This window comes from Amycolatopsis deserti (assembly GCF_014653945.1).
Taxonomy (GTDB): Bacteria; Actinomycetota; Actinomycetes; order Mycobacteriales; family Pseudonocardiaceae; genus Amycolatopsis_E; species Amycolatopsis_E deserti.
This window is the reverse complement of the sequence record NZ_BNAU01000001.1, coordinates 1,461,555-1,484,718: the sequence shown is the minus strand read 5'-3', so window position 1 is coordinate 1,484,718 and position 23,164 is coordinate 1,461,555. Positions and strand designations below refer to the sequence as shown.

The window sequence follows — 23,164 nt, the reverse complement described above, 5'->3', positions numbered from 1 at the left end:
GTATGGAATCACAGCATGCGGCTGCGGAATCCGGCGACCACCAGTCTCCGATACGCCGAATACACGATCGGGGGAATTTTCTGCGGAATTGCGAAACCCTTTCGGGGATACTCGATGAGGCGCTGGAAATCGCCCACGATCATGTCGATCAGTTCGGTGCCGTGCTGCGTCCGCAGCGCGTACTCGGTCAGCGACACCGGGGCCGAGGCGCACACCGGCTCGACCTCGGGCCACACCTTGCGCGTCGTGGCGAACGCCCGCCGCTCCATGTAGGGCATCGAGACCAGCATCAACGACGACACCTCGATGCCCGCGGCGGCGAGAACCTCCCGTGACAGCGTGATGTTCTCACCGGTGTTGGTGGCGTGCGGCTCGACGAGGATGGCCTCGTCGGGCACCCCCAGTTCCAGCGCGCGCTCCCGGTAGTGCACGCCCTCGCCGCGTGGGAAGGCGCGCGCGGTCTCGCGGCTGTTGCCGCCGCTGAACACCACGACCGGGAACAGCCCGCGGTGGTAGAGTTCGGCCGCGTGCGCGGCGACACCGAGGTCGTTGCAGCCCAGTGCCACGGCCGCCGAGCACGGTTTCGGGCGGTGGCGCAGCCGGTGGAACTCCCAGACGAGTTCGGCGTCGGCCCACACCGTGTCGAGTAGTGCTTTCCGCATGGGTTTCTTACCGGGACTCGAAACGCCGGCGAATGCTGTCGATGCTGCGCAATTGGTGCATGAGCCCGTAGCGGGTGGAAATGCGGGCGGTCCGGTCCAGAATGGCGAGCCCGGAATCCGCGGTGGCGGTGTCGGAGAGCAGGATGTGCGCGTGCGCGGTCTCCAGCCGCACCTGCTGCAGCGGGGTGTCGTCGACCCGGTTGGTCAGTGCCACGTCGATGGCCCGGCCGGCCGCGGTGAGATCGCCCGCGCCGCGGTGGGCCAGCGCCAGTTTCTGGTGCGCGATCGACCAGTCCGCGGGCTCCTCCAGGGCTTCGAACTCGCGGATGGCCGGCACGATGTGGTGTGTGGCGGTCTCGTGCAGGCCGCGTTTGCTCAGCGCGGTGCCCACCCAAAGCCGGGCGCGCGTGCGGTCGTGCGGGCTGAGCCGCTCGTCGGCGGTGAGGCTTTCGTAGCGCGCGGCGGCCGCGTCCAGCTGCCCGGACATCTCGTCGATGACGACCAGCTGCAGTTCCAGCTGGGCCACGCGGCGCGGGGACTCCAGTTCGGTGAACACGCGCAGCGCCTGCCGGTAGACGTGCTCGGCGGACAGCGGGCCGCGCAGCGCGCCCTGGTCCTGCCGCACCTCGCCGAGCAGCCGCAGCGACCGGCCGTAGAGGTACATGCCTTGCCGGTCGGAGCTGTTCGGCTCGAACCGGGCCAGCCAGCGGTCCAGCAGCGTGCGCGCGAGCCGGAACTCCTGGCGCCCCAGGCACGCCACCGTGCGGTCCAGGTCGTCGGTCCAGGCCTCGTAGTCGTAGCGCGGGGCCGGTTCCGGCGCGCGGCCGGCCTCCTGCGCCTGGGTCACCAGCACCTCGAACCGGGTGCGGGCGCCGGCGTCGGCCCTGGCCAGCGCGGTGTCGAGGATGGCCTGGGTGTCCGGCCGCGGCACCGTCGAAGTGCCGCCGCTTTCCCACTTGGCGACCGTGCGCGCCGCGACGCCGAGGTAGGCCGCGAACCCCCGCACGGACAGGCGGAGGGCGTGCCGCAGCAGCCGCGCCTCCCGCCCCGTCCACTGCTGGGCGGTCGCGGCTCCCGGAGGGTTCGTCCCGGCGGCCACACGATCAGGGTAACCACATCGGGGTCCGGTAAGTACACCGAAAGTGCAACGGTGGTTCGTTTCCGTCACGAGTTCGCTCGTTCAGGCTAGAGCGAGGCACTCGTCGCCGGGTTGACTCCTTTGTCCCGGGCCGATCCCCGGCGCCGGGTGCCGCTCCACCTTCCCCTGCCGCGGATCCCGCGCTGCGGCAGGGGAAACCGCCCGCGCGGAGGTGTCGTCCCCCGGACGGCGCACTACGATGGGGTGATGACCGGCATTTCCACGCCTGCCCGGAACACGTTCCGCGAGCAGCAGTGGCGGGAGGCGCACGACCGTTACCTCGAGTGCGCCCGCGAGGTCTTCGCCCGTCTCGGCTACCACGCCGCCACGGTCGCCGACATCGTGGCGGCCGCCAACGGCAGCCGGGCCACCTTCTACGCGCACTTCCGCGACAAGGCCGACATCGCGGCAGCGCTGTTCGAACGGATCCTGCCGGACACCGCCGCGCTCTACCGGATGCTCGCGCACTTCCCGGAGCTGACCCGCGACCGCGTGCGGACCTGGCTGGACGAGCACGTGCTGGCGTTCTGGACGCGCTACGCGGTGGAGATCGACGTGCTGACGCAGGCGGTCGCCGACGACCCGCGCGTCGCGGCGCGGCACTACCAGTGGGGTGTGGACGCGGCGCGGGAGCTGGCGCCGTACCTGACACAGTGGACCGGCGAGCACGAGCAGGCCGGGCTGACCCGCGCGCTGTTGCTGGTGCTGCAGCTGGAACAGGCCTGCTACCACTGGCTGATCCGCGGCGTCGGCCACGACCGCGCGCTCGTGCTGGACGTGCTCGCCGACGTGTGGTGGCGCGAGCTGACCTTCCTGCGCACCGGCCCGTGACTGTCGTGCTGGACGGTGGGCTGGCCACCGAGCTGGAGGCGCGCGGGCACGACCTGTCCGGCGAGCTGTGGTCGGCCCGGCTGCTCGCCGACGACCCGGGCGCGATCGTCGCGGCGCACCGCGCGTTCTTCCGCGCCGGCGCGCGGATCGCGACCACCGCGAGCTACCAGGCGAGCCTCGGCGGCTTCGCCGAACTGGGTCTGGACCGCGACGAGTCGGTGCGTCTGCTGGAGCTGAGCGTCGAACTCGCCCGGGAGGCGCGCCTGACCGGCGACGAGCTGGTCGCCGCGTCGATCGGGCCCTACGGCGCCACGCTCGCCGACGGGTCGGAGTACCGCGGCCACTACGGGCTGTCCGTGGCGGAGCTGACCGCGTTCCACCGGCCCCGCGCGGAAATCCTCGCCGCGGCCGGGCCGGACCTGCTGGGCTGCGAGACGGTGCCCGATGTGGACGAAGCCGAAGCCATCCTGCTCGCCATCGAGGGGCTGGGCGTCCCGGCGTGGCTGTCCTACACGATCGAGGGCGAGAGCACGCGCGCCGGGCAGCCCCTGACCGAGGCGTTCTCGGTCGTGCGCGGCAACGACCAGATCGTGGCTGTGGGCGTGAACTGCTGCGATCCGCGGGATGTCGCCGTGGCCGCGGAGATCGCGCGGGAGGCGAGCGGGAAACCGGTGATCGTCTATCCCAACAGCGGGGAGACCTGGGACGCGCGGACCCGCGGCTGGACCGGGCAGGCGCGGTTCTCGCCGGAGGCGGTGCGCGACTGGCTCGCCGCCGGGGTCGAGTACGTGGGCGGATGCTGCCGCGTGAGCCCGGACGACATCGCCGCGCTGGCCGCGGTGGTTACGCCAGGAGCGGGATCGCCACCAGCGTGAGGTCACCGGCCAGCACGGCCGGCGTGGCGAGCTTGCGCATGCGCGAGAAGGATCCGCGGGGGCCGGCCAGCGCGACCATCCCGGTGAGGAAAGCGCCTTCGGCGACCACCCCGGCGACCGCCCAGCCCGGGCCGTACCGCCACCACAGCCCGCAGCCCAGCACCGCCAGCCCGGCCACCACGACCCCGCAGGAGATCACCAGCGTCCGCCGTGGACCGTACCGCGCGCCCGGGGTGCGCACGCCGCTGCGCGCGTCGGCGGCGTGGTCCGGCGCGGAAAACCAGGCCGTGCGGCCGAACGCGAGCACGCACAGCCCCGCCAGCACCGGCACCATCGACCGCTCCAGCGCCGGCCGCACCGCGAAGTACGACGCCAGCCCCGGCACCGCGAGGAACCCGGCCCCGAACACCGCGGGCCCGGCGAACCCGCGCCGCTTCAACCGCACCGGCTCCAGGTTGTACGCCAGGTGCGCGGCCAGCGCCGCCGTGATCACCAGCAGCGCCGCCCAGCGGCCCAGCCACACCGCCACCGCCGCGCCCAGCGCGATCGCGGCTGCCGCCTCGGCCGCCGCCCAGGCGAAGATCCGCCCGCTGCCGATCCGCCGCGCCGCGCCCGCCAGGGCGGTCTTGTCACGGTCCTGCTCGTCGGTGCGCAGATCGGCCGCGGTGTTCAGCGCCAGCGCGGCCAGCAGCACCAGCAGCGTGGCCGCCACGCTGAGCAGCACCGGTCCGCCGAGCAGGTGCCGCGGATCCGCGAACGCAGCGCCCCAGCAGGCGTAGGCCAGATAGCTCAGCGGCAGCGGGAAGTGCAGGCGGTGCACGAGAACCACGTCCTGCCACCAGGTCAGTCCCGGCACGCCACGACTTCCACGCGCAGCCGGGCCGAGGGCGCCATCGCGTGCCCGCGCAGCTTCGCCACCCCGGCGCGCGGGTTGACGCACCGCAGCACGCGACGGCGCAGCAGGGCCGCGGTGACCATCCGGATCTCCAGCTGCCCGAGCTGGCTGCCCAGGCAGAACCGGGTGCCGCCGCCGAAGGGCAGGTAGCCCTCGGGCACGCCGCGGCGGCCCAGGAATCGGCCGGGATCGAAGCTGTGCGGGGACGGGAAGTACTCGGACCGGTGGTGCGCCAGGTAGATCGCGGGGGTGAGCACCGTCCCGGCGGGCAGTGTCCGGCCGAGCAGCTCCACCGGCTCCGGCAGCGTCCGGTTCCCGGCGACCTCTACCGGCGGGTGCAGCCGCAGCGCCTCGGAGATCACCGCCTGCAGCACCGGGACCTCCGCCGGATCGGAACCGTCGCCGGTCGTGGCGGCGAGTTCGGACAGCACGGCCTCGCGCAGGTCCGCCCGGCGCGTGAGCCAGTACAGCGTCCACGCGGTCGCCGACGCGGTCGTCTCGTGCCCGGCGAACAGCAGCGACACCACCTGGTCGCGCAGCTCGTCGTCCGGCACCGGGCCGAGCGGGCCGTTTCCGGTCAGCAGCGGTGACACCAGGTTCCGCCGATCCGACTTCGCGGCGGCGACCAGCCTGGCGTCCAGCTCCGCGCCCGAGGCGGGCAGGCCGCCGCGCAGGAACCGGTGCGCGAGCGTGCGGCGGCGCGACCCCAGCGCGTGGTCCAGCCACGCCGTGACATCGCGCAGCAGCACCGGATCCGCCGCACCCAGGATGATCCGGGCGACGATGTCCAGCGCCAGCCGCCGCGTCCACGCCGCCAGGCCGAACACCGTGCCCGCGTCGAGCGCGTCGATCGCCGCCGCGGCCGCCTGCGCGATGAGGCCGTGGTAATCCCGCAGGCGCCGTCCGCGCAGCGGCGCGCCGAGCAGCTTCCGGTACGCGGCGTGGCGCGTGCCGTCGGCCCACAGCATCGACTTCGGGCCGAGCAGCGGGGCGAGCGAGCGGCTGCCCGGGTGCCGCAGGTGCGCGTCCTGCCGGAACAGCGAGGTGAGCGCGTCGTGGTGCCACACCAGGATCTTCGGCGCTTCTCCGGTGCGCACGTCCAGCATCGCGGCCGGGTCGTCGGCGTGCGCGTCGAGGAAGCGCAGGGGTGTGGCGGCGAGCGCGAGTTCCACCCGGTTCATTCACGCCGTCCGCTCGGCCGGCGCCGGCTCGAGCCGCGTCAGCAGCGCCGCGATCCGCGGACGGCGGCGGGCCAGGTGCAGCGCGGCGATCCCCTCGGCGCGCACGATCCGGCCCGGGGTGTAGAGGTCCTTGTCGTGCCACAGCGGGGGATGCGCGGCCTCCGGCCAGGACAGCAGGAACGCGCAGCCGCGCGCCGCGGCCTCGTCCGCCCACGGCTCCCCGGCGCGGGCCAGGACCTGGACCGCGTAGGCGGTTTCCTCGAACGTGCCCTGCCAGCGACCCCACGAGCCGTCCGGGCGCTGCGTCGTCGCGATCCACCGCAGCGCCCGTTCGCGGGCCGTCACGCCGCGCCCGCTGCCGGCCAGCGCGAGGAAGCACCGCGCGGTCGCGTAGTAGGGGGAGGCGTGCCACTTGTCGGTCCAGCTGCCGTCCGGGTGCTGCTGGTCCACGATCCACGACGCGACCCGTCCGGCCACTTCGGACGGTCCGTTCGCGCACAGCGCCTGCAGCACGTGGGCGTTGGTGGTGACCGACGGCGTGCGCTCGTCCGGGTAGGTGCAGAAGTGACCGTCCACGTGGTACTCGCGCAGGCAGTCCAGCGGATGCGGCCGGCCCTGCGCGGCCAGGGCGTACAGGGCGGTGGAGGTGTCGTCGGCGTCGGGCGGCAGGCCGGCGCCGCCGGCGAGACCGTGCGGGCCGATCTCCGCGGCCAGGCCGTCCAGCACCTCGTCCGGGACGGTCACCGCCAGGCCCGCGTCGGCGAACGTGGACAGCACCCAGGATCGTTCGAACACCGTCAGCGGCGCGGCGACCGGCACCGCTCCGCCGTGACGCGCCTGGACGTTCTCCAGGTACCGCACACCGGGGCGGCCGGCGGCGACGTCGCCGCCGAGCCACGCCGCGGTGGCGGCGGGGGAGCAGCCCAGCCCGTTCTCGCCGGGACGGGCGAAACCGGCCCCGTGCGCGGCCGGTCCCAGCGCCTCCAGCGAGTGCAGGATCTTGTCCGGCAGCGCCTGCCCGGCCTCGGCGAGCCGGCGCAGCTCCTCCAGTAGCGCCGGGTGCGTGCCCTCGGGGTGCGGCAGGCGGCGGCCGCCGGCGAGCACGATGTCGTCGGCCGTCAGCGCGTCCAGGTGCGCGTTGAGCTCGGACACCAGGGAGGGCACCAGGATCTCGACCGCGACCGTGTCCGGGAGGCGCACCCGCAGGTCCGGACCCCACCGCGTGAACAGCGCCCGCAGCCCCTGTTCGGCGGCGGCCGCGGCCGCCGGGGCGCCGGTGCGGCGGAACTCGGTCAGCAGAGCTTCGGTGGCGCTCAGCGTGGGGAGCAGGCCGTAGCCCTCCGGCCCGCCCCAGCCGCCGTCGGCCGCCTGCTGCCCCAGCAGGAACGCGACGCGGTCGGCGTGCCCGGCCAGCGCGGGCAGCAGCGAGACGAGGCGCGCGGTTTCGTACACCGACGGGGAGAAGTCCCCGTACGGATCGGTGACCATGGCGCGCAGCAGGTGGTGCGCGTGCTCGGCCAGGTCGGCGGTCATGGGTGGTCCCTCGTGGTCCAGCGGCGACGTTGATCACGCTCGGTGTACCGGCCGTGACGGAGAGATCCAACCTAGCATCCCTGAACACTGTTCTTAACCAGTTTCGCCCGAGTGGCGCAGTAACCCGGTGGAACTAAGCCCTTCGACGGAATGGATCTCCGCCCTCGCTACGTTGAGTGTCGAGGAGAGAGGTGCCCGGAACAGGCAGGAGGCTGTGGTGTTCGATCCGACGGATCTCTACGAGGTGGACTCGGAGCTCCCGGAGTTGAGCGGGGCGGTGCTGTTGCACCAGCTCGACGGCTTCATGGACGCCGGCCAGGCGGGGACGCTGGTCAGCGAGCACCTCAAGACGAACTGGGACAACCGGGTGGTGGCCCGGTTCGATGTGGACCGGCTGATCGACTACCGCGCGCGGCGGCCGGTGATGACGTTCGACACCGACCACTGGGAGAGCTACGACACACCCGAGCTGGCGGTGCGGCTGTTCCACGACGAGGCCGGCACGCCGTTCCTGTTGCTGAGCGGGCCGGAGCCGGACGCGATGTGGGAGCGCTACGCAGCCGCGGTGCGGACGCTCGTGGAGCGGTGGGACGTGCGGATGACCGTGTCGTTCCACGGGATCCCGATGGGCGCGCCGCACACGCGCCCGCTCGGGGTGACCGCGCACGCGACGCGGCGCGAGCTGATCGGCGACTACGAGCCGGTGCTCAACCGGCTGGAGGTGCCGGGCAGCGCGCTGAACCTGACCGAGTTCCGGCTGGGCGAGGCCGGGCACGACGCCGTCGGGTTCGCCGCGCACGTGCCGCACTACCTGGCGCAGTCCCGCTACCCGGCGGCGGCGCTGACCGTGCTGGGCTCGATCACGCGGCTGGCGGGCCTGTCGCTGCCGGACGAGGCGCTGCGGGCGGCCTCCCGCCGGACCGACGCCGAGATCGCGCGGCAGGTGGCCGAATCCGACGAGGTGGCCGACGTGGTGCACGCGCTGGAGCGGCAGTACGACCTGTTCGTCGAGGCGATGGACGGGAAGAAGACGCTGCTGGCCGACGAAAGCTCGATGCCGACCGCCGAGGAGCTCGGCGCGGAGTTCGAACGCTTCCTGGCCGAACAGGACCGCCGCGACTGACGCCCGCCGGGCCCGGGCGGAGGAACGAAGGGGTTCGTGGTGAGGACGACGGGCGGGAACGCCGCCGGCTACCCCGATGTGCTGCACGACGTGGTCCGGGCGCTCATCCGGCAGGACCGCGCCGCGGCGGACGCGAGGATGGGAGCCATCGCCGAGCCCATCCGGCCGCCCGTCCCCCGGCGGACGCCCTCGATCCGCGTGCGGGCCGGGATCTTCGAGCGCGACCGCTACCAGTGCCGCTACTGCGGCGTCCCGACCGTCCTCACGCCCGTCATGCGTCTCGTGTCGACCGCGTACCCGCGGGAGTTCCCGTACCACCGGAACTGGAAGGCCGGTGAGGTGCACCCGGCGATCGAGACGATCTCGGCCACCCACGACCACGTCATCCCGGTCACGCGCGGTGGTGACCCGCTCGATCCGGGCAACATCGTCACCGCCTGCTGGGTGTGCAACAGCGCGAAGGGAAACCTGCCGCTGGACGCGCTCGGTTGGACGCTGCGCGCCCCGGCGGACGACGGCTGGCACGGCCTGGCCGACCGCTACGCCGACCTGTGGGAGGCCCTCGGCCGCCCGCCGCTGGGGGCGGACGAAGCGCACTGGATGGCGGCGACCCGGCGGCTCTACCCGCGCCCGTCCTGAGTGGCGCGCGGCGAAATCCGCACCGCGATCATCGCCCGCTGCCCGCGGTTACAGTGGTGGTGTGGACACCGTGGTGGCCGCCGGGCGCGGCAAGCTTCGCGGATTCGTCACGGCCGACGGCCTGGCCGAGTTCCGCGGCATCCCCTTCGCCCGCGCGCCCCGGTTCGCCCCGCCCGAGCCCGCCGAGCCGTGGACCGGTGTCCGCGACGCGACCCGCCACGGCCCGGTCAGCCCGCAGCCGCCGGTGCGGCCGGACGGCGTCATGGGCGTCCCGGCGGAGGTGCCCGACCAGGACGAGGATTGCCTCAACCTCACCGTGATCACGCCCGCCCCCGACGACCGCAAGCGGCCGGTCATGGTGTGGCTGCACGGCGGCGCGTACGTCACCGGGGCCAACTCGTTCGGGTTCTACGGTGGACACCGGCTGGTCACCGAGGGCGACGTGGTGTTCGTGGCGCCCAACTACCGGCTCGGCGCGCTCGGCTACCTGCGCCTGCCCGGGGTTTCGCCGGGCAACCTCGGCCTGCTGGACCAGCTCGCCGCGCTGCGCTGGGTGCGGGAGAACGCGGCGGCCTTCGGCGGCGACCCGGACGACGTCACCGTGTTCGGGCAGTCGGCGGGGGCGCATTCGATCGCGTGCCTGATGGCACTGCCCGAGGCGCGCGGCCTGTTCCGGCGGGCGATCCTGCAGAGCGCGCCGCTGGGCCTGCGGCTGGCCGGCGCCCGCACCGCCGCGCGCACGGCGCGGTTGTTCACCACCGCCCTGGGCGGGGACCCGCGGACGGCGCCGGTGGCGGAGATCCTGCGGGCCCAGAACGAGACCATCGTCAAGGCCGCCGGGCCGGGCGGGCTGTACTCGGTGCCGCCGTTCTGCCCGGTCGCCGACGCGCCACCGCTGCCGAGCGTGACGCACTGGCTGTCGCAGCGGGCGCGGTTCGCCCCGGACGTGGACGTGCTGATCGGCACCACGGCGGCCGAGATGAACTCGTTCCTCACCGGCAAGCCGGGTTTCGCCCGGCTGGAACGGATCCCGGTCACCGCGCGCGGGGTGGCGGCGGTGAAGGCCGGCATCACGCGGTGGATGTTCGGCGCGCCCTCGCGGGCCTTCGCCGACCAGCTCGCCGCGCGGGGCGGGCGGGTGTACAGCTACGTGTTCGACTGGGGCGCGCCGGACTCGCCGTACGGCGCCGGGCACTGCGTGGAGCTGCCGTTCCTGCTCGGCGACGAGACGGCGTGGCGCGCGGCGCCGATGCTGGCGGGCGCGGAGTGGACGACGCTGAGCGAGCTGGGCCGCGAGCTGCGGGCGGCGTGGCTGTCCTTCGCCCGCACCGGCGTCCCGTCCCCGGGGTGGCCGCGGCACACACCGAAGCGCGCCCCGCACCGGCTGCCCTGACCACCGGCAAGCGCGCCGCCGAAGTTGACCCGCGTGCGCCACCCGACGACGCTGGTAGTCAGCTCAGCAGCCGACCAGGGTGGGGTGTGCACGATGACGAGCACGATCGAGCCGGGCGTCCGGGCGGGCACGGAGCTGGCGTACCTGACGGGCTTCGGCAACGAGCACCACAGCGAGGCGGTCCCCGGCGCCCTGCCGGTCGGCCGCAACTCCCCGCAGCGCGCGCCGCTCGGGCTCTACGCCGAACAGCACAGCGCCACCGCCTTCACCGAGCCGCGCGCGCACAACCGGCGCAGCTGGGTCTACCGCATCCGGCCCTCCGCCGCGCATCCGCCGTTTCACCCGATCGAGCATCCGACGCTGCGCAGCGCGCCGGTGATCGACGGCGTGCCCGACCCGAACCGGATGCGCTGGGACCCGGTGCCGTTCCCGGACGAGCCGGCCGATTTCGTCGACGGCCTCTACACCGTCGGCGCCACCGGCAACGTCCTGCAGCGCGCCGGCATCGGCATCCACGTCTACCGCGCGAACCGCTCCATGACCGACCGCTGCTTCGTCGACGCGGACGGGGAACTGCTGGTGGTGCCGGAACTCGGTGGACTGATGGTCCACACCGAATACGGCAGGCTGCGCGTCGAACCGGGGGAGATCGCGGTGATCGGCCGCGGCGTCCGGTTCCGCGTCGACCTGCTCGGCGACCGCGCGCGCGGCTACGTGTGCGAGAACTACGGCCAGCCGTTCACCCTGCCCGAGCTCGGGCCGATCGGCGCCAACGGACTGGCCAACCCGCGCGACTTCCAGTACCCGGTCGCGGCGTTCGAGGACCGCGAGGCGACCGTCGAGGTGGTGCAGAAGTTCGGCGGCCGGCTGTGGGCGGCCGAGTACGACCACTCGCCGCTGGACGTCGTGGCCTGGCACGGCAACCACGCCGCCTACAAGTACGACACTGCGCGGTTCAACGTGATGGGCACTGTCAGCTACGACCACCCCGACCCGTCGATCTACACGGTGCTGACCTCGCCGTCGGAACTGCCCGGGCAGGCCAACGCGGACTTCGTGGTCTTCGCGCCGCGCTGGCTCGTCGGCGAGGACACCTTCCGGCCGCCCTGGTACCACCGCAACGTGATGAGCGAGTTCATGGGCCTGGTCAAGGGCGTCTACGACGCCAAGGCCGAAGGGTTCGTGCCGGGCGGGGCGAGCCTGCACAACATGTGGTCGGCGCACGGCCCGGACGCCGCCACCTACGCCAAGGCCAGCACGCAGGAGCTGGTGCCGCAGAAGATCGACGACACGCTCGCGTTCATGTTCGAGACGCGCTGGCCCGTGGTGACGACGGGCTTCGCCGCGTCGGCCGCGCACCGGCAACCCGATTATGACGCCGTGTGGCGCGGGATCCGGCGTGAGTTCACCGGCTGAGCACGGACGGTGCGCGGCGGTTGCCGTGCCGCCGTTCGGCCCAGTGGGGCCCTAGGACTCTCGCCGCGGACCGGCGGCGCCGATACGGTCGCCGGAGAACTTCGCGGAGGAGGTACTCCGATGCCGTTCACCGACCGGAGGGACGCCGGTCGCCGCCTCGCGGCGCGACTGGACCGGTGGCGAGGCAGCGACGTGGTGGTGCTCGGGCTGCCCCGTGGGGGTGTGCCGGTCGCGGCCGAGGTGGCCCGCGTGCTCGGCGCGCCGCTGGACGTGGTCCTGGTGCGCAAGCTGGGCCTGCCGTTCCAGCCGGAGCTCGCGCTGGGCGCGATCGGCGAGGGCGGGCTGCGCCTGGTGGACCCCGATCTGGTGCGGCGGTTCGGGATCAGCGCGGCGGAGCTGGCGGCGGTGGAGGCGGCGGAACGGTCCGAACTGGACCGTCGCGCCGCGCGGTTCCGGGCCGGGCGGGCGCCGGTGCCGCTGGCGGGACGCACCGCGATCGTCGTCGACGACGGGATGGCGACCGGAGCCAGCGCGCGGGTCGCGGTGGCGGCCGCGCGGGCGGCGGGGGCGCGGCGGGTCGTGGTCGCGGTGCCGGTCGCGGCGCGGCAGGCGGTGGCGGCGCTGCGCGAGGACGCCGACGACGTGGTGTGCCTGGAGTGCCCGGCGGCGTTCACCGCGGTGGGGCAGTGGTACGACGACTTCACGCAGACCCCGGACGAGGAGGTCGCGCGGCTGCTGGCGGGCGAGCCCGGTGATCCGGACCCGGCGACGAGCGACGAGGAGGTCACCGTGTTCGTCGGGGCGGTGCCCCTCGGCGGGCGGCTGACGGTGCCGGAGTGTGCGGCGGGGATCGTGGTGTTCGCGCACGGCAGTGGCACCGGCCGGTACAGCCCGCGGGCGCGGTCGGCGGCGGAACCGCTGCACCGGGCGGGGATCGCGACGCTGCTGGTGGACCTGCTGACGCCGAGCGAGGAGGCCGACCGGGCGCGGGTGTTCGCCGTCGAACTGCTGGCGAGCCGGCTGGTGGAGGTGACGCGGTGGGTGCGCGCGCGGACGGGCCTGCCGGTCGGGTACTTCGGCACGGGCACCGGGGCCGCGGCGGCGCTGCTGGCGGCGACGGACTACCGGGTGGAGGTGGCGGCGGTGGTGGCGCGCGGCGGACGGCCCGACCTGGCGGCGAAGCGCCTGGGATGGGTCCGCACGCCGACGATGCTGATCGCGGGCGCCCGCGACGCCGCCGAAGTGGAGCTGCACCGGACCGCGCACACCCAGCTCCGCGGCGAGGCGCACCTGGCGGTCGTCCCCGGGGCGACGCACCTGTTCGAGGAGCCGGGCACGCTCGACGCGGCGGCCTGCCTGGCTCGCGACTGGTTCCGAAGGCACTTGACGCCGGTGACCATCGAGGGCGGTTAACTGGGGCGTCCGGGGCGAGGCCCTCTGCTGCGGCAGGCGGTGGACTCGCGTCAGCGGCGGGCGCGGGCGAGCACCCCACGCAGGGTGGCGAGCAGCAGCCCGGCCGCGCCGAGCAGGCCGTGGTGCCGGGAAGCCCCTGGCTGCACCATCCGCCGCACGGCGCGGCGGTCGGGCAGCGGTGCCGCCGGGTGGCGCCTGCGGCGGGCGGCGCGGCGTGGGCGCGGTCAGCGGCGCGCGAGTGACTGCCGCCCAGGGTGGCGAGCAGCAGTCCGGCCGCGCTGAGCGGGCCGTGGTGCCGGGAAGCCCCTGGCTGCACCATCCGCCGCACGGCGCGGCGGTCGGGGCAGCGGTGCCGTCGGGTGGCGCCTGCGGCGGGCGGCGCCGCGTGGGCGCGGTCAGCGGCGCGCGAGCGACTACCGCCCAAGGTGGCGAGCAGCAGTCCTGCCCCCTGTGGTGCCGCCAGGCGGCTCCCACCGCGGCGCGAGCGATCAGGCACCTGCCGCACCCCCCAGCACGGCGGTCAGCGGCGCGCGCGAGCGAGCACCCCACCCACGGTGGCGAGCAGCAGCCCGGCCGCGCCCAGCAGGCCATGGTGCCGGGAGGCCCACGGCTGCACCATCCGCCGCACGGCGCGGCGGTCGAAACGGCCGTGCGCGCCGAAGTCGCGGCGCTCGTCGGCCGGGGTCCACAGGTTCGCCGGCTGCCGCGGGTCGCGCCGCTGCTCCGCCTGCTGCGATCCGTAGCCCGTGCGGGCCAGGTAGCGGTCCAGCAGCCCGGGCGCGAACTTGTCGCCGAGCAGGGTGGCCACCGTCGAGCCGCCGACCCAGTACTCGCGCCGCCCGGGGTGCTCGGCGGCGTGCACGATCGCCCGCGCCGCGACCTCCGGCTGGTACACCGGCGCGACCGGCTGCGCCCGCCGCGGCAGCCGCGAGAGCACCCAGTCGAACTGCGGCGTGTTCATCCCGGGCAGCTGCACCATCGTCACCCGCACCCCGGACCGCTCGTGCAGCAGCTCGCACCGCAGCGACTCGGTGAACCCCTGGATCGCGTGCTTCGCCCCGCAGTAGGCCGACTGCAGCGGGATGCCGCGGTAGGCCAGCGCCGACCCGGCCTGCACGATCACGCCCCGGTCCCGCGGCCGCATCCGGTCCAGCGCCGCCCGCGTGCCGTGCACGAACCCCAGGTAGGTCACCTCCGTGACCCGGCGGAACTCCTCCGGCGCCACCTCCGTGAACGGCGCGAACACCCCGCTGAACGCCGCGTTGACCCACACGTCGACAGGCCCCAGCTCCGCCTCGGCCCGGCTCGCCGCGCGGTCGACGGCCGCGAAGTCGGCCACGTCGACCTGGATCGGCAGCGCCCGCCTCCCGGCCTCCTCGACCTCCCGCGCGGCGGCCCGCAACCCCGCCTCGCCGCGGGCGAGCAGCGCGACGTCGTCACCCCGTTCGGCGAACGCCCGCGCCGTCGCCCGGCCGACCCCGCCGCTGGCTCCCGTCACCACCACGACTCCCATGCCTCCCGGCTACCCGGGCGGGGGCGGCCCTATCCGGTGGTTTTCCGGGGCGGCCGCCGGGTAGTAACGCAGTGTCCGCATCCCCGCACGCTAGGTGGTGGCCGATGCTCGACCACACCGTTCTGCTCGATTCGGTGATCGAGTCGACGATCGCCCCGCAGGCCGACCAGGTCGACCGCGCCGGGTGCTTCCCGCGGTCGGGGATCAGCGCGCTCGGTGAGGTCGGGCTGCTGGGATTGGCCAGCGCGCCAGCGGTGGGCGGCGGGGGCGCCGGTCTCGCCGAGACCGCGCGCGTGGTCGAACGCGTCGCCGGGGTGTGCGGCTCGACCGCGATGGTGCTCCTCACCCACTACGCCGCCACCGCGCTGGTGGAGGCGCACGGCCCGCCCGAAGTGCGCGGCGCGATCGCCCGCGGGGAGCATCTGATCACGCTCGCACTCGGCGCTCCCAGCGACCGGTGCACCGTGCGGGCCGCCGAGCTGGACGGGGTCAAGAGCTGGGTGGTGGCCGCGGGCGAGGCGGACAGCTACGTGTGGACCTGTGACTCCGGGGCCGTGCTGGTCGGCGGCGCCGTGCCGGGTCTGCGGATCGGCGCGCCGTTCGACGGGGTCGGCCTGCGCGGCAGCGCCGCGACCTCGGTGACCGCGGACCACGTCGCGATCCCGGCCGGCTCCGTGGTCGCGGATGGTCTGGCGGTCGCGCTGCCGGGCTTCCTGGTGCTCGGCACCGCGTTCACACTCGGCCTGATCGAGGCGATGCTCGCGGCCGGGCACGTTCCGGGACGGCCGGAGTTCACCGCGCTGCGCACGCGGACCGACCTGCTGCGCGCGTTCTTCGACGACACCGTCGCCGCGGTCACCACCGGCCGCCCCGACGCGATGGTGCGCGCGGTGCAGGCGCGGCTGGTCGCCGCGGAGACGGCCACCGAGGTCGGCGACCGGCTGCTCCGGCTGTGCGGCTTCGCGGCGGCGCGCAAGGACGTGAGCGTCGAGCGCCACTTCCGGGACGCGCTCACCGCGAGGGTGATGACCCCCACGGGTGAGTCGCTGGAGGAGATCATCGGCCGGGATGCCGTTGGCCAGCCACTATTCCGCTGAGGTGAATGTCCTGAGTGGACGATCAAAAATTCCCTGCCGGAGACCGGCGTGTCGGCTTGCGTGTCGTCGAACAGGTGTTCTACTGTTCGACGCGGCCGGTCGGGGAGTGACGGGCCGCGAAAGAACGACAGGGGCAGGGGAGTGGTGATGGCCTACAAGATCACGCACGTGTCGCGCGCGCAGGAGATCCGGTTCCCGACCCAGGCGGCGGCGGAGCACTACGCCGACCGCCTCGGCGGCGGACTGGAGAACTGGCAGGTCCGCGAAGCGGGTGCGGAGCCGCCCACCGCGCCGGCGGCGGAGGCCCCCCAGCACGGCTGACGCCGGGGGTTGGCGCCCAGGGTGCTGAGCCGCGGCTCTCCCGGGCGCTGAGGCATCGGCACGATCGCGGAGTGGGCGCCCGCGCTGAGCCCGCGCGGGCGGCGCGTAGGCGCCCGCTCAGCCCGCGGCGCGGAATGCGGCTCTGCCGACTGAGGCGCCGGGCGCCGCGGCTGGGCCCGCCTCAGGCGGGTTCGTGCCCGTGGACATCCGGCCTTTTCCTCAAGGTGGGATCGATCCAACGTCATTGCCGGGACCAGCCGGTGGCCGTGGGCGCCTGCCGCCCGGCGCTCCACCGCCGGAACGGCGGCCTCACCGCCACGCGAACACCGGCTGCTCCAGGTGCGCGACCCTCGTGGTGCGGCCGTACAGCGCGGCCTCCCGGAACTGGTACAGCACCGCCGCCGTCGGGGCGTGCACCAGGTGGCCCGCGAGCGGCAGCTGGATCACCGGCCGGTCCGACTCCGGGATCGTCAGGAACCGCGGCTCCACCGCCAGCTCCCGCAGTCCCACCACATGCACCCGCGCCACCTCGTCCGGGTTCGGGCGCAGCCGCACCGCGCCCGGCAACCGCACGACCACCGGCGTGATCACGTACCCCGAGCGCGTCGGGTAGTCGTCGAGCACGCCGACGCAGTCCGCGCGCTCCGCGGCCACCCCCAGCTCCTCCTCGAGCTCGCGCAGCGCCGCCCCGATCGCGTCCTCACCCGGGTCGACCCGGCCGCCCGGCAACGCGAACTGCCCGGGATGCGCCCTCATCCTGCTCGCCCGGCGGGTCACCCAGATCACCGGCTCGTCCCCGGCCACCACGATCGCGACCGCTGCCGCGCGGCGCCCGTCCAGCGGCACGGCCACCCGCGGGAACGCCTCGATCACGTCGGTCCGCACCCCGCCGACCCTAGCCGGAGCGCGCCACGGCCGTGGGTAATCTCGATCTCGCCGGGAACGCCGAGTGAGGAAAGGTGCCGATGACCCCGCCCCACCCCCGTACCCGGTACCGCCCCGAGATCGACGGCCTGCGCGCGCTCGCCTGCGTCCTCGTGGTCGTCTACCACGTGTGGCTCGGCCGGATCTCCGGCGGCGTCGACGTGTTCTTCTTCCTCACCGGCTTCCTGATCACCGGCCAGCTCTTCCGCGCCGGGCAACGCGGCCGCATCGACGTCCGCGCGCTGTGGGCCCGCACCATCACCCGGCTGTTCCCGGCCGCGCTCACCGTGCTGCTCGTGGTCATCGCGGCCGCCGCGCTCGTGCTGCCGCAGGCCCGCTGGTTCGCCACCATCCGCGAGGTCTTCGCCGCCGCGCTCTACCTGGAGAACTGGCAGCTCGCCGCGAACTCCGCCGACTACTTCGCCCAGCACAGCGACGCCAGCGTGGTGCAGCACTTCTGGTCGCTGTCCATCCAGGGCCAGTTCTACCTCCTCTGGCCGCTGCTCGTGGCGGGCCTCGCCGCCGCCGCGCGGGCGCGCCTGCGCCCCGCCCTCACCACCACCCTGGTGGTCCTGACCACCGCGTCGCTGGTCTACTCGGTGTGGCTGACCGCGGAGAACCAGCCGCTGGCCTACTTCTCCGCGCTCACCCGGATCTGGGAGTTCGCCCTCGGCGGGCTGCTCGCGCTGGTCATCGACGCGATCACGCTGCCCGCGGCGCTGCGGATCGGGCTCGGCTGGCTCGGCGTCGCCGGGCTCGTCGCCTGCGGGCTCGTGCTCCAGGTCGGCACCGTCTTCCCCGGCATCGCCGCGCTGTGGCCGGTCACCGCTGCCGCGCTCGTGCTGCTCGCCGGCGCCACCGGCAGCCCCGCCGGCGCCGACCGGCTGCTCACCGCCCGCCCGCTGACCTGGCTCGGCAAGCTCAGCTTCCCCCTCTACCTGTGGCACTGGCCGGTGCTGGTGCTCTACCTGGTCCACCGCGGCCGCGCGGAGGTCGGCCTCCTCGGCGGCGCGGTCGTCATCGGCGTCTCCCTCGCCCTGGCGGTGGCCACCCACCACCTGGTCGAGACGCCGGTGCGCCGGTCACAGCTGACGGTGCGCGGCGCCTACCGGTTCGCCGTGCTGGCGATGATCCCGGTGCTCGCCGCCGCGGGCGCCTGGCAGGTCGCGGGCCTGGCCCGCTCCGGCGCGCCCGCGGCCGGTGGTCTCGACCACCCCGGCGCCCTGGCCCGCACGCCCGGGTTCGTCTACCAGGGCGCCGCCGACGTGGCGCCGGTGCCCTCGCCGCTCGCGCTGCCGGACGACTGGGCCTGGATCGACAACTGCGCCGACTCGCCGCGCGGCAGCGAGCTGCTGGTCTGCACCACCACGCCGGAGGGCCCACCGGAGAGGACGCTGGTCATCGTCGGCGACTCGCACCCCACCCAGTTCATCGCGGCCCTGGAACCGGTGGCGCAGCGGCGGAACTGGCAACTGGTGGTGATGTCGCGAGGCGGGTGCCCGTTCTCCACCGAGTCCGAGATCGACCCGGAGGACCAGGCCTGCCGTGACTGGAACGCCGCGGCCGCCGATGAGATCCTCGACCTGCGGCCGGACGCCGTGTTCACCACCGGCACCCGCGACGTGCGGGCCGGGCTCACCGAGCGGACCCCGCCGGGGTTCGTCGCGCAGTGGCGGAAGATCGAAGCGGCCGGGATCCCGGTGCTCGCGGTGCGGGACAACCCGCGCTTCGACTACGCGCCGTCGGAGTGCGTGGAGCTGCGCGGTGCGGACGCCCCTGAGTGCAACCCGCCGCGCGCCGACTTCTACGCCGACGAGCCGCCGTGGCTCTTCCTCGACGACGTTCCCCCGAACGTGTCGTTCCTGGACTTCAGCGACTACTACTGCGACGAGGCCGTCTGCCCGCCGGTGATCGGCAACGTGCTGGTCTACCTCGACGACAACCACGTCGGCGCGACCTACCTGGGCACCATGGACACGATCGTGGAGCAGGCCGTCGACGCCGCACTCGGGCCGCCGGACCCGGAGCCGCCCGCGCCGGCCTGACCCGCACCACCGGTAGAGCAGGGATCCGCCGTCCGGGTGGCCGAGTGCGCCCGTCCGTGTGCTGCGCACGGCCCCTCCGCGTGATTTCATTCGGTCCAAGGTTTGATGAATCCGCGCGTGGGTAGCGACGGCGGCCGTTGACCAGACAGCGGAGGTGTCCGGGTCCTTGACCGACTCACTGGAGGAGCGCACACCGGCCACGGCCGTGCGGCTCGACGGCCCGGAGGGGCTCGCCCCGCTGCGCCGCCGGGTGCGCGCGATGCTCGCCGACTGCCCGGCGCCGGTCGTGATCGACGTGGTCCTGCTGGTCGACGAACTCGCCGCGTCGGCGTGCGTCACCGCGTTCCCGCCGTTCGAGGTCCGGTTGAGCCGGACCGCGGACGTGCTGCGGGTGGAGGTCGACGGGGTGGGCGGGCCGCCGGAGCCGGGCATCGGCATCGGGGTGCTCGACGCGATCAGCACCCGGTGGGGCACCGGGCCGGACGGCGTGCTGTGGGCGGAACGCGAGCTGCGCTCCCGGCTCAGCAGGCCCTGAGCGCTTCGTCGCGGGTGGCGTAGACCGGCAGGCGCTGGTCCAGACCAGTGATCGACAGCGGGCGCGACGTCTGCCGCGTCGGGGCGACCACCCGGACGTCGGCACGTTCACTCGCTTGGGCGAGCGCGGCCAGGCCCGCGGAGCCGAGGAAGTCCACTCCGCTGAGGTCGACCACCGCGACGCGCGGCCGGTGCGCGGTGAGCTCCTCGAGCGCGCGGTTCAGCGGTGCGGCGGTGGCCACGTCGACATCGCCGGCGACTTTCAGCACGGCGATCCCGGGCACGGGCCAGAACACCTGCAGGCGCAGGGCTCCCGGCGCGGCCCGTTGCGCGGGGACGCGGGTCCCGCGGCGGACGGCCGTGCTCACGGCACCGGTGGAGTTGCGCGCCGGGTGGGTCATGACTCTCCTCCCCGTCAGCCCTGGCTGGCCTGGCTCTTCTCGTAGGGTAATCACCCTGGCACGGCGAGCACCAGTTCAGAGACGGTCACGCGGCTGGGCGAAATGTCGTGTCCCGGGCACCGGAGCGGCCGCCGCGAGGGCGAGCAGGGCCAGGCCCACCGGGGCCAGCCCGTGGGGCCGGCGAGCGGCTCGCCCTGCCGCGGACCGGCGGATCGACCACAGTGGACCACACGGCGGTGCTCGAGCGGATGCCGCCGGCGGCCGACCTCGAGCTCGACCAGGCCCGGCGGGTGCGGCGGATCGGGAGCTCCGGCGCGCGCACCCGGATTGGCACTGGATGCGGCAGTACCACGACCGTGTTCATCACCTGGGCGGCGTTGCCGCGGTCGGATGCGCTGGCCCGCACCCGCGTGATCAGCACCGCGTGGTGCCCGCGCGGCGGCTCACGGCTCGCTCGGCTGCACGCAACCGGACGCCCAGGCGAACCGCTCTCCCGCTTCTCAGGCCGGCACCCGCACCCCGACGAAGTCGATCTCCCGCCGCAGCTGGAAGCCCAGCGCCGCGTACAGGCGGATCGCGTTGGTGTTGTTCGCCGCCGCGTGCAGGAACGGCGTTTCGCCGCGGTCGCGGATTCCGTGCGCCACCGCGAGCACCAGCCGCGTGCCCAGGCCCTGCCCGCGGAACTCCGCGTCCGTGCAGACCGCGCTGATCTCGGTGTACCCGGGCGGGTGCAGGCGCTCCCCGGCCATCGCGATCAGCCGGCCCTCCCGGCGGAAACCGAGGTAGGTGCCCATCTCGACGGTGCGCGGCAGGAACGGTCCCGGCCGCGTCCGCTCGGCCAGCGCCAGCATCTCCGGCACGTCCGCCGCCGTGAGCCGCACCGCCTCCGGGTCCGGCGCGGTCGCCATCGGCCCGGCCACCATCTGCACCCCGGGCACGTCGAACTCCACCGCCCAGTCCGCGGGCACCGGCAGCCGCGGCCCGGGCAGGGACAGCACACCACCCGGCCCGGCCAGCTCGGCCAGGTCCTTCCACGCCGTTTCGTCCGCGTCGTCCGGCATGCCCGCCCACGGCGAAACTTCCGGGTCGTACCGCACCGCCGACCCGTGCGACTCGGCGAACCGGGCGTGCGGACCGGTCAGCGACGCGAAGGCCGGGTTGTCCAGGGGAGAACTCACACCCCGACGTTACCGGTCACGCACCCGCCACCGGCTCCACACGTGAGCGGGGACGCACCCCGAACCCGGCGGCGCGGTAGCACTGGTCGACCAGCGTCATCGTCGCGACCGCGTCCGCGAGGTCGTTGCGCAGCGGCGCCCCCTCCCGCACGTGCGCCGCGAACGCCTCCAGCTGGTAGGAATACGACGGGCGCCGCCCGAGGTGCTCGACCCGGTCGCCCACCAGGATCCGGTCGTCGGTGTCCGGGCGCACGAAGTTCACCGCGGCCGCCTCGCCCCGCGTGCCGGTCAGCCGCAGGCCGAACCTGACCTCCTCGGCGGCCATGTCGCACCGCACGGTTCCGGTCGCACCGCCGGGGAACGCCAGCCGCACGTCCATCGCCTGGTCCACCCCCGGCCGCCGCGCCGTCCCGCTGGCCGACTCCAGCACCGGCGCCCCGCCCGCCCACGGCGCGAGCCCGCGCAGCGCGTGCAACCCGTAGCAGCCGACGTCCATCAGCGCACCGCCCGCCAGCTCGAACGACCACCGGGGGTCGCCGTCGGCGGGGGCGGGGATCAGCAACTCGGCCTCGGCGCGGCGCAGCTCGCCCAGCTCGCCGGAGTCCAGGATTTCGTGCAGCCGCAGCAGAACCGGGTGGTAGAGGTAGTGGAACGCCTCCATGACCCGCACCCCGGCCGCGTCCGCCGCCGCGGCCACCTCGCGGGCCTCCTCGGCGTTGGCGGCGAAGGGTTTCTCGGCCAGCACGTGCTTTCCGGCCCGCACCGCGGCGAGGGTCCACGGCCCGTGCAACCCGTTGGGCAGCGGGTTGTAGACCACGTCGATCTCGTCGTCGGCGAGCAGTTCGGTGTAGGAGCCGGCCACCCGTTCCACCCCGTGCTCGGCGGCGAACACCTCGGCACGGCCGCGATCCCGCGCGGCGACGGCGACCAGCCGGTGCCCGGTCTCGCGGGCCGGTGCGGCGATCGCCGTCCCGGCGATGCGCGCGGCGCCCAGGATGCCGATGCGGAGTGGTTCCACCGGGCAAACCCCCAGATCCTCCGGTGCGCGGTCGTCCGGCGCACAGCCTAGCGTGGGGACATGGCTCGCACCCGCGTGTACCGCCACGGCGTTCTCGAGGCCGAGAACTTCCCGGCGGCCGAAATGTCCGAGTACCTCCAGGACCCGGCGACGGTGGTGTGGCTCGACTTCGTCACCCCGACCGAGGCCGACCTCGCCACCATCAGCGAAGAACTCGGCCTGCACCGGCTCGCCGTCGAGGACGCCGTGCACGAGCACCAGCGGCCCAAGCTCGACCGGTACGAAAGCCACGCGTTCCTCACCGCCTACGCCGTGCGGCTGGACACCGGAACCGGCGTGCTGACCGACAGCGAGCTGGCGGCCTTCCTGACCGAGCGCGCGCTGGTGACCGTCCGCAAGGACGAGCACTTCGACATCGAGGCGGTCGTCCAGCGCTGGGACGCTTCCACCGATCTCGCCAAGAGCGGCGTCGGCTTCCTCGTGCACGGGCTGCTCGACTACATCGTGGACACCCACTTCGAAGCGGTGCAGGCGATGGACGACCAGATCGAGTCGCTCGAGGACGGGGTGTTCGCCGACCACGTCGACCACACCGACATGCAGCGCCGGTCGCTGCGGCTGCGGAAGAGCCTGGTGTCGCTGCGGCGGGTCGTGCTGCCGATGCGCGAGGTGGTGAACTCGCTGATGCGCCGCGACCACCACCTCGTCGACGAGACGCTGACGCCGTACTACCAGGACGTCTACGACCACGTGCTGCGTGCGTCGGAGTGGACGGAATCGCTGCGGGACCTGGTGACCACGATCCGTGAGACGCAGCTGAGCCTGCAGGGCAACCGGCTCAACCTGATCATGAAGAAGGTCACCAGCTGGGCGGCGATCATCGCGGTGCCCACGGCCATCACCGGGTTCTACGGCCAGAACGTGCCCTATCCCGGGTTCGAGCGGCCGTGGGGGTTCTGGCTCTCCACCGCCGTGATCGTGGCGCTGTCCGGCGCGCTGTACGCGATGTTCAAGCGGCGCGACTGGTTGTGAGC

General features: G+C 74.1%; 22 protein-coding genes. 12 read left to right on the top strand and 10 right to left on the bottom strand.

The window, feature by feature from the left end:
- Positions 1-8: 8 nt before the first annotated feature.
- Entirely contained in the window at positions 9-662 is a 654-nt protein-coding gene (locus tag IE290_RS07265) for a YdcF family protein (protein WP_191243657.1), read from the bottom strand.
- A gap of 7 nt (positions 663-669) precedes the next feature.
- A complete protein-coding gene (locus IE290_RS07260; protein ID WP_191243656.1) occupies positions 670-1,761 on the bottom strand; it encodes a helix-turn-helix domain-containing protein in 1,092 nt (363 codons plus the stop codon).
- 246 nt (positions 1,762-2,007) lie between these two features.
- Here IE290_RS07260 and IE290_RS07255 point away from each other — a divergent pair, with 246 nt between their 5' ends.
- Entirely contained in the window at positions 2,008-2,631 is a 624-nt protein-coding gene (locus IE290_RS07255) for a TetR/AcrR family transcriptional regulator (protein WP_191243655.1), read from the top strand.
- A complete protein-coding gene (mmuM, locus tag IE290_RS07250) occupies positions 2,628-3,506 on the top strand; it encodes a homocysteine S-methyltransferase (protein WP_191243654.1) in 879 nt (292 codons plus the stop codon). Before IE290_RS07255 ends, mmuM begins: the two co-directional genes overlap by 4 nt.
- On the opposite strand, the gene IE290_RS07245 is transcribed toward mmuM, so the two are convergent.
- Genes IE290_RS07245 through IE290_RS07235 form a run of 3 tightly spaced genes read right to left on the bottom strand, consistent with a single transcriptional unit; the run spans position 3,475 to position 7,115 of the window.
- Positions 3,475-4,362, bottom strand: coding sequence for a UbiA family prenyltransferase (locus tag IE290_RS07245; RefSeq protein ID WP_191243653.1), 888 nt, complete (start codon positions 4,360-4,362; stop codon positions 3,475-3,477). The genes mmuM and IE290_RS07245 overlap by 32 nt on opposite strands.
- Positions 4,350-5,582: a cytochrome P450 gene (locus IE290_RS07240; protein ID WP_191243652.1), complete on the bottom strand. Its 1,233-nt coding sequence runs from the start codon at positions 5,580-5,582 to the stop codon at positions 4,350-4,352. The genes IE290_RS07245 and IE290_RS07240 overlap by 13 nt, the downstream gene beginning before the upstream one ends.
- Positions 5,583-7,115, bottom strand: coding sequence for a prenyltransferase/squalene oxidase repeat-containing protein (locus IE290_RS07235; protein WP_191243651.1), 1,533 nt, complete (start codon positions 7,113-7,115; stop codon positions 5,583-5,585).
- A 214-nt stretch (positions 7,116-7,329) separates the two neighbouring features.
- Between IE290_RS07235 and IE290_RS07230 the strand changes: the two genes are divergently transcribed.
- The 5 genes from IE290_RS07230 to IE290_RS07210 all read left to right on the top strand — a co-directional run bounded on the left by IE290_RS07230 (position 7,330) and on the right by IE290_RS07210 (position 13,099).
- Positions 7,330-8,238, top strand: coding sequence for a proteasome assembly chaperone family protein (locus tag IE290_RS07230; RefSeq protein WP_191243650.1), 909 nt, complete (start codon positions 7,330-7,332; stop codon positions 8,236-8,238).
- Between the two features lie 36 nt (positions 8,239-8,274).
- On the top strand, positions 8,275-8,877 hold the full coding sequence (locus IE290_RS07225; RefSeq protein WP_191243649.1) for an HNH endonuclease: 603 nt from the start codon (positions 8,275-8,277) through the stop codon (positions 8,875-8,877).
- 61 nt (positions 8,878-8,938) lie between these two features.
- Positions 8,939-10,270, top strand: coding sequence for a carboxylesterase/lipase family protein (locus IE290_RS07220; RefSeq protein WP_191243648.1), 1,332 nt, complete (start codon positions 8,939-8,941; stop codon positions 10,268-10,270).
- Between the two features lie 93 nt (positions 10,271-10,363).
- Positions 10,364-11,686 (top strand): homogentisate 1,2-dioxygenase, encoded by a 1,323-nt coding sequence (gene hmgA, locus IE290_RS07215; RefSeq protein ID WP_191243647.1) that lies wholly within the window; start codon positions 10,364-10,366, stop codon positions 11,684-11,686.
- A 120-nt stretch (positions 11,687-11,806) separates the two neighbouring features.
- Positions 11,807-13,099 (top strand): phosphoribosyltransferase family protein, encoded by a 1,293-nt coding sequence (locus IE290_RS07210; RefSeq protein ID WP_191243646.1) that lies wholly within the window; start codon positions 11,807-11,809, stop codon positions 13,097-13,099.
- A gap of 520 nt (positions 13,100-13,619) precedes the next feature.
- Here IE290_RS07210 and IE290_RS07205 read toward each other — a convergent pair.
- Positions 13,620-14,612 carry an SDR family oxidoreductase gene (locus IE290_RS07205; RefSeq protein ID WP_191243645.1) on the bottom strand — a complete coding sequence of 331 codons (993 nt, stop codon included), beginning with the start codon at positions 14,610-14,612 and terminating at the stop codon, positions 13,620-13,622.
- Between the two features lie 104 nt (positions 14,613-14,716).
- Between IE290_RS07205 and IE290_RS07200 the strand changes: the two genes are divergently transcribed.
- Together IE290_RS07200 and IE290_RS07195 are read left to right on the top strand one after the other, a co-directional pair.
- Positions 14,717-15,709 carry an acyl-CoA dehydrogenase family protein gene (locus IE290_RS07200; RefSeq protein WP_191243644.1) on the top strand — a complete coding sequence of 331 codons (993 nt, stop codon included), beginning with the start codon at positions 14,717-14,719 and terminating at the stop codon, positions 15,707-15,709.
- 147 nt (positions 15,710-15,856) lie between these two features.
- Positions 15,857-16,030 (top strand): hypothetical protein, encoded by a 174-nt coding sequence (locus IE290_RS07195; protein WP_191243643.1) that lies wholly within the window; start codon positions 15,857-15,859, stop codon positions 16,028-16,030.
- Between the two features lie 309 nt (positions 16,031-16,339).
- Here the strand turns inward: IE290_RS07195 and IE290_RS07190 are convergent, their stop codons facing one another.
- Positions 16,340-16,915, bottom strand: coding sequence for an NUDIX hydrolase (locus IE290_RS07190; protein ID WP_191243642.1), 576 nt, complete (start codon positions 16,913-16,915; stop codon positions 16,340-16,342).
- An 80-nt stretch (positions 16,916-16,995) separates the two neighbouring features.
- Here IE290_RS07190 and IE290_RS07185 point away from each other — a divergent pair, with 80 nt between their 5' ends.
- Both IE290_RS07185 and IE290_RS07180 read left to right on the top strand, forming a co-directional pair.
- Positions 16,996-18,999, top strand: a complete 2,004-nt coding sequence (locus IE290_RS07185) for an acyltransferase family protein (RefSeq protein WP_191243641.1) — start codon at positions 16,996-16,998, stop codon at positions 18,997-18,999.
- Positions 19,000-19,165: 166 nt separating this feature from the next.
- Complete coding sequence (locus IE290_RS07180) at positions 19,166-19,534, top strand: hypothetical protein (RefSeq protein ID WP_229874288.1); 369 nt, start codon at positions 19,166-19,168, stop codon at positions 19,532-19,534.
- Here the strand turns inward: IE290_RS07180 and IE290_RS07175 are convergent.
- The 3 genes from IE290_RS07175 to IE290_RS07165 form a co-directional block, all read right to left on the bottom strand.
- Positions 19,521-19,934 carry an STAS domain-containing protein gene (locus tag IE290_RS07175; protein ID WP_191243639.1) on the bottom strand — a complete coding sequence of 138 codons (414 nt, stop codon included), beginning with the start codon at positions 19,932-19,934 and terminating at the stop codon, positions 19,521-19,523. The genes IE290_RS07180 and IE290_RS07175 overlap by 14 nt on opposite strands.
- Positions 19,935-20,434: 500 nt before the next feature.
- Positions 20,435-21,112, bottom strand: coding sequence for a GNAT family N-acetyltransferase (locus tag IE290_RS07170; protein WP_191243638.1), 678 nt, complete (start codon positions 21,110-21,112; stop codon positions 20,435-20,437).
- 16 nt (positions 21,113-21,128) lie between these two features.
- Positions 21,129-22,130, bottom strand: coding sequence for a Gfo/Idh/MocA family protein (locus tag IE290_RS07165; RefSeq protein WP_191243637.1), 1,002 nt, complete (start codon positions 22,128-22,130; stop codon positions 21,129-21,131).
- Positions 22,131-22,190: 60 nt separating this feature from the next.
- Between IE290_RS07165 and corA the strand changes: the two genes are divergently transcribed.
- Positions 22,191-23,162, top strand: a complete 972-nt coding sequence (gene corA, locus IE290_RS07160) for a magnesium/cobalt transporter CorA (RefSeq protein ID WP_191243636.1) — start codon at positions 22,191-22,193, stop codon at positions 23,160-23,162.
- The last annotated feature ends 2 nt before the right edge of the window (positions 23,163-23,164 follow it).

Coding starts and splice junctions, on each gene's coding strand:
- IE290_RS07185 (WP_191243641.1), top strand. CDS start 16,996: ATGACCCCGCCCCACCCCCGTACCCGGTACCGCCCCGAGATCGACGGC.
- IE290_RS07255 (WP_191243655.1), top strand. CDS start 2,008: ATGACCGGCATTTCCACGCCTGCCCGGAACACGTTCCGCGAGCAGCAG.
- IE290_RS07195 (WP_191243643.1), top strand. CDS start 15,857: ATGGCCTACAAGATCACGCACGTGTCGCGCGCGCAGGAGATCCGGTTC.
- IE290_RS07265 (WP_191243657.1), bottom strand. CDS start 662: ATGCGGAAAGCACTACTCGACACGGTGTGGGCCGACGCCGAACTCGTC.
- IE290_RS07235 (WP_191243651.1), bottom strand. CDS start 7,115: ATGACCGCCGACCTGGCCGAGCACGCGCACCACCTGCTGCGCGCCATG.
- IE290_RS07200 (WP_191243644.1), top strand. CDS start 14,717: ATGCTCGACCACACCGTTCTGCTCGATTCGGTGATCGAGTCGACGATC.
- IE290_RS07210 (WP_191243646.1), top strand. CDS start 11,807: ATGCCGTTCACCGACCGGAGGGACGCCGGTCGCCGCCTCGCGGCGCGA.
- IE290_RS07175 (WP_191243639.1), bottom strand. CDS start 19,934: ATGACCCACCCGGCGCGCAACTCCACCGGTGCCGTGAGCACGGCCGTC.
- IE290_RS07205 (WP_191243645.1), bottom strand. CDS start 14,612: ATGGGAGTCGTGGTGGTGACGGGAGCCAGCGGCGGGGTCGGCCGGGCG.
- hmgA (WP_191243647.1), top strand. CDS start 10,364: ATGACGAGCACGATCGAGCCGGGCGTCCGGGCGGGCACGGAGCTGGCG.
- IE290_RS07240 (WP_191243652.1), bottom strand. CDS start 5,582: ATGAACCGGGTGGAACTCGCGCTCGCCGCCACACCCCTGCGCTTCCTC.
- corA (WP_191243636.1), top strand. CDS start 22,191: ATGGCTCGCACCCGCGTGTACCGCCACGGCGTTCTCGAGGCCGAGAAC.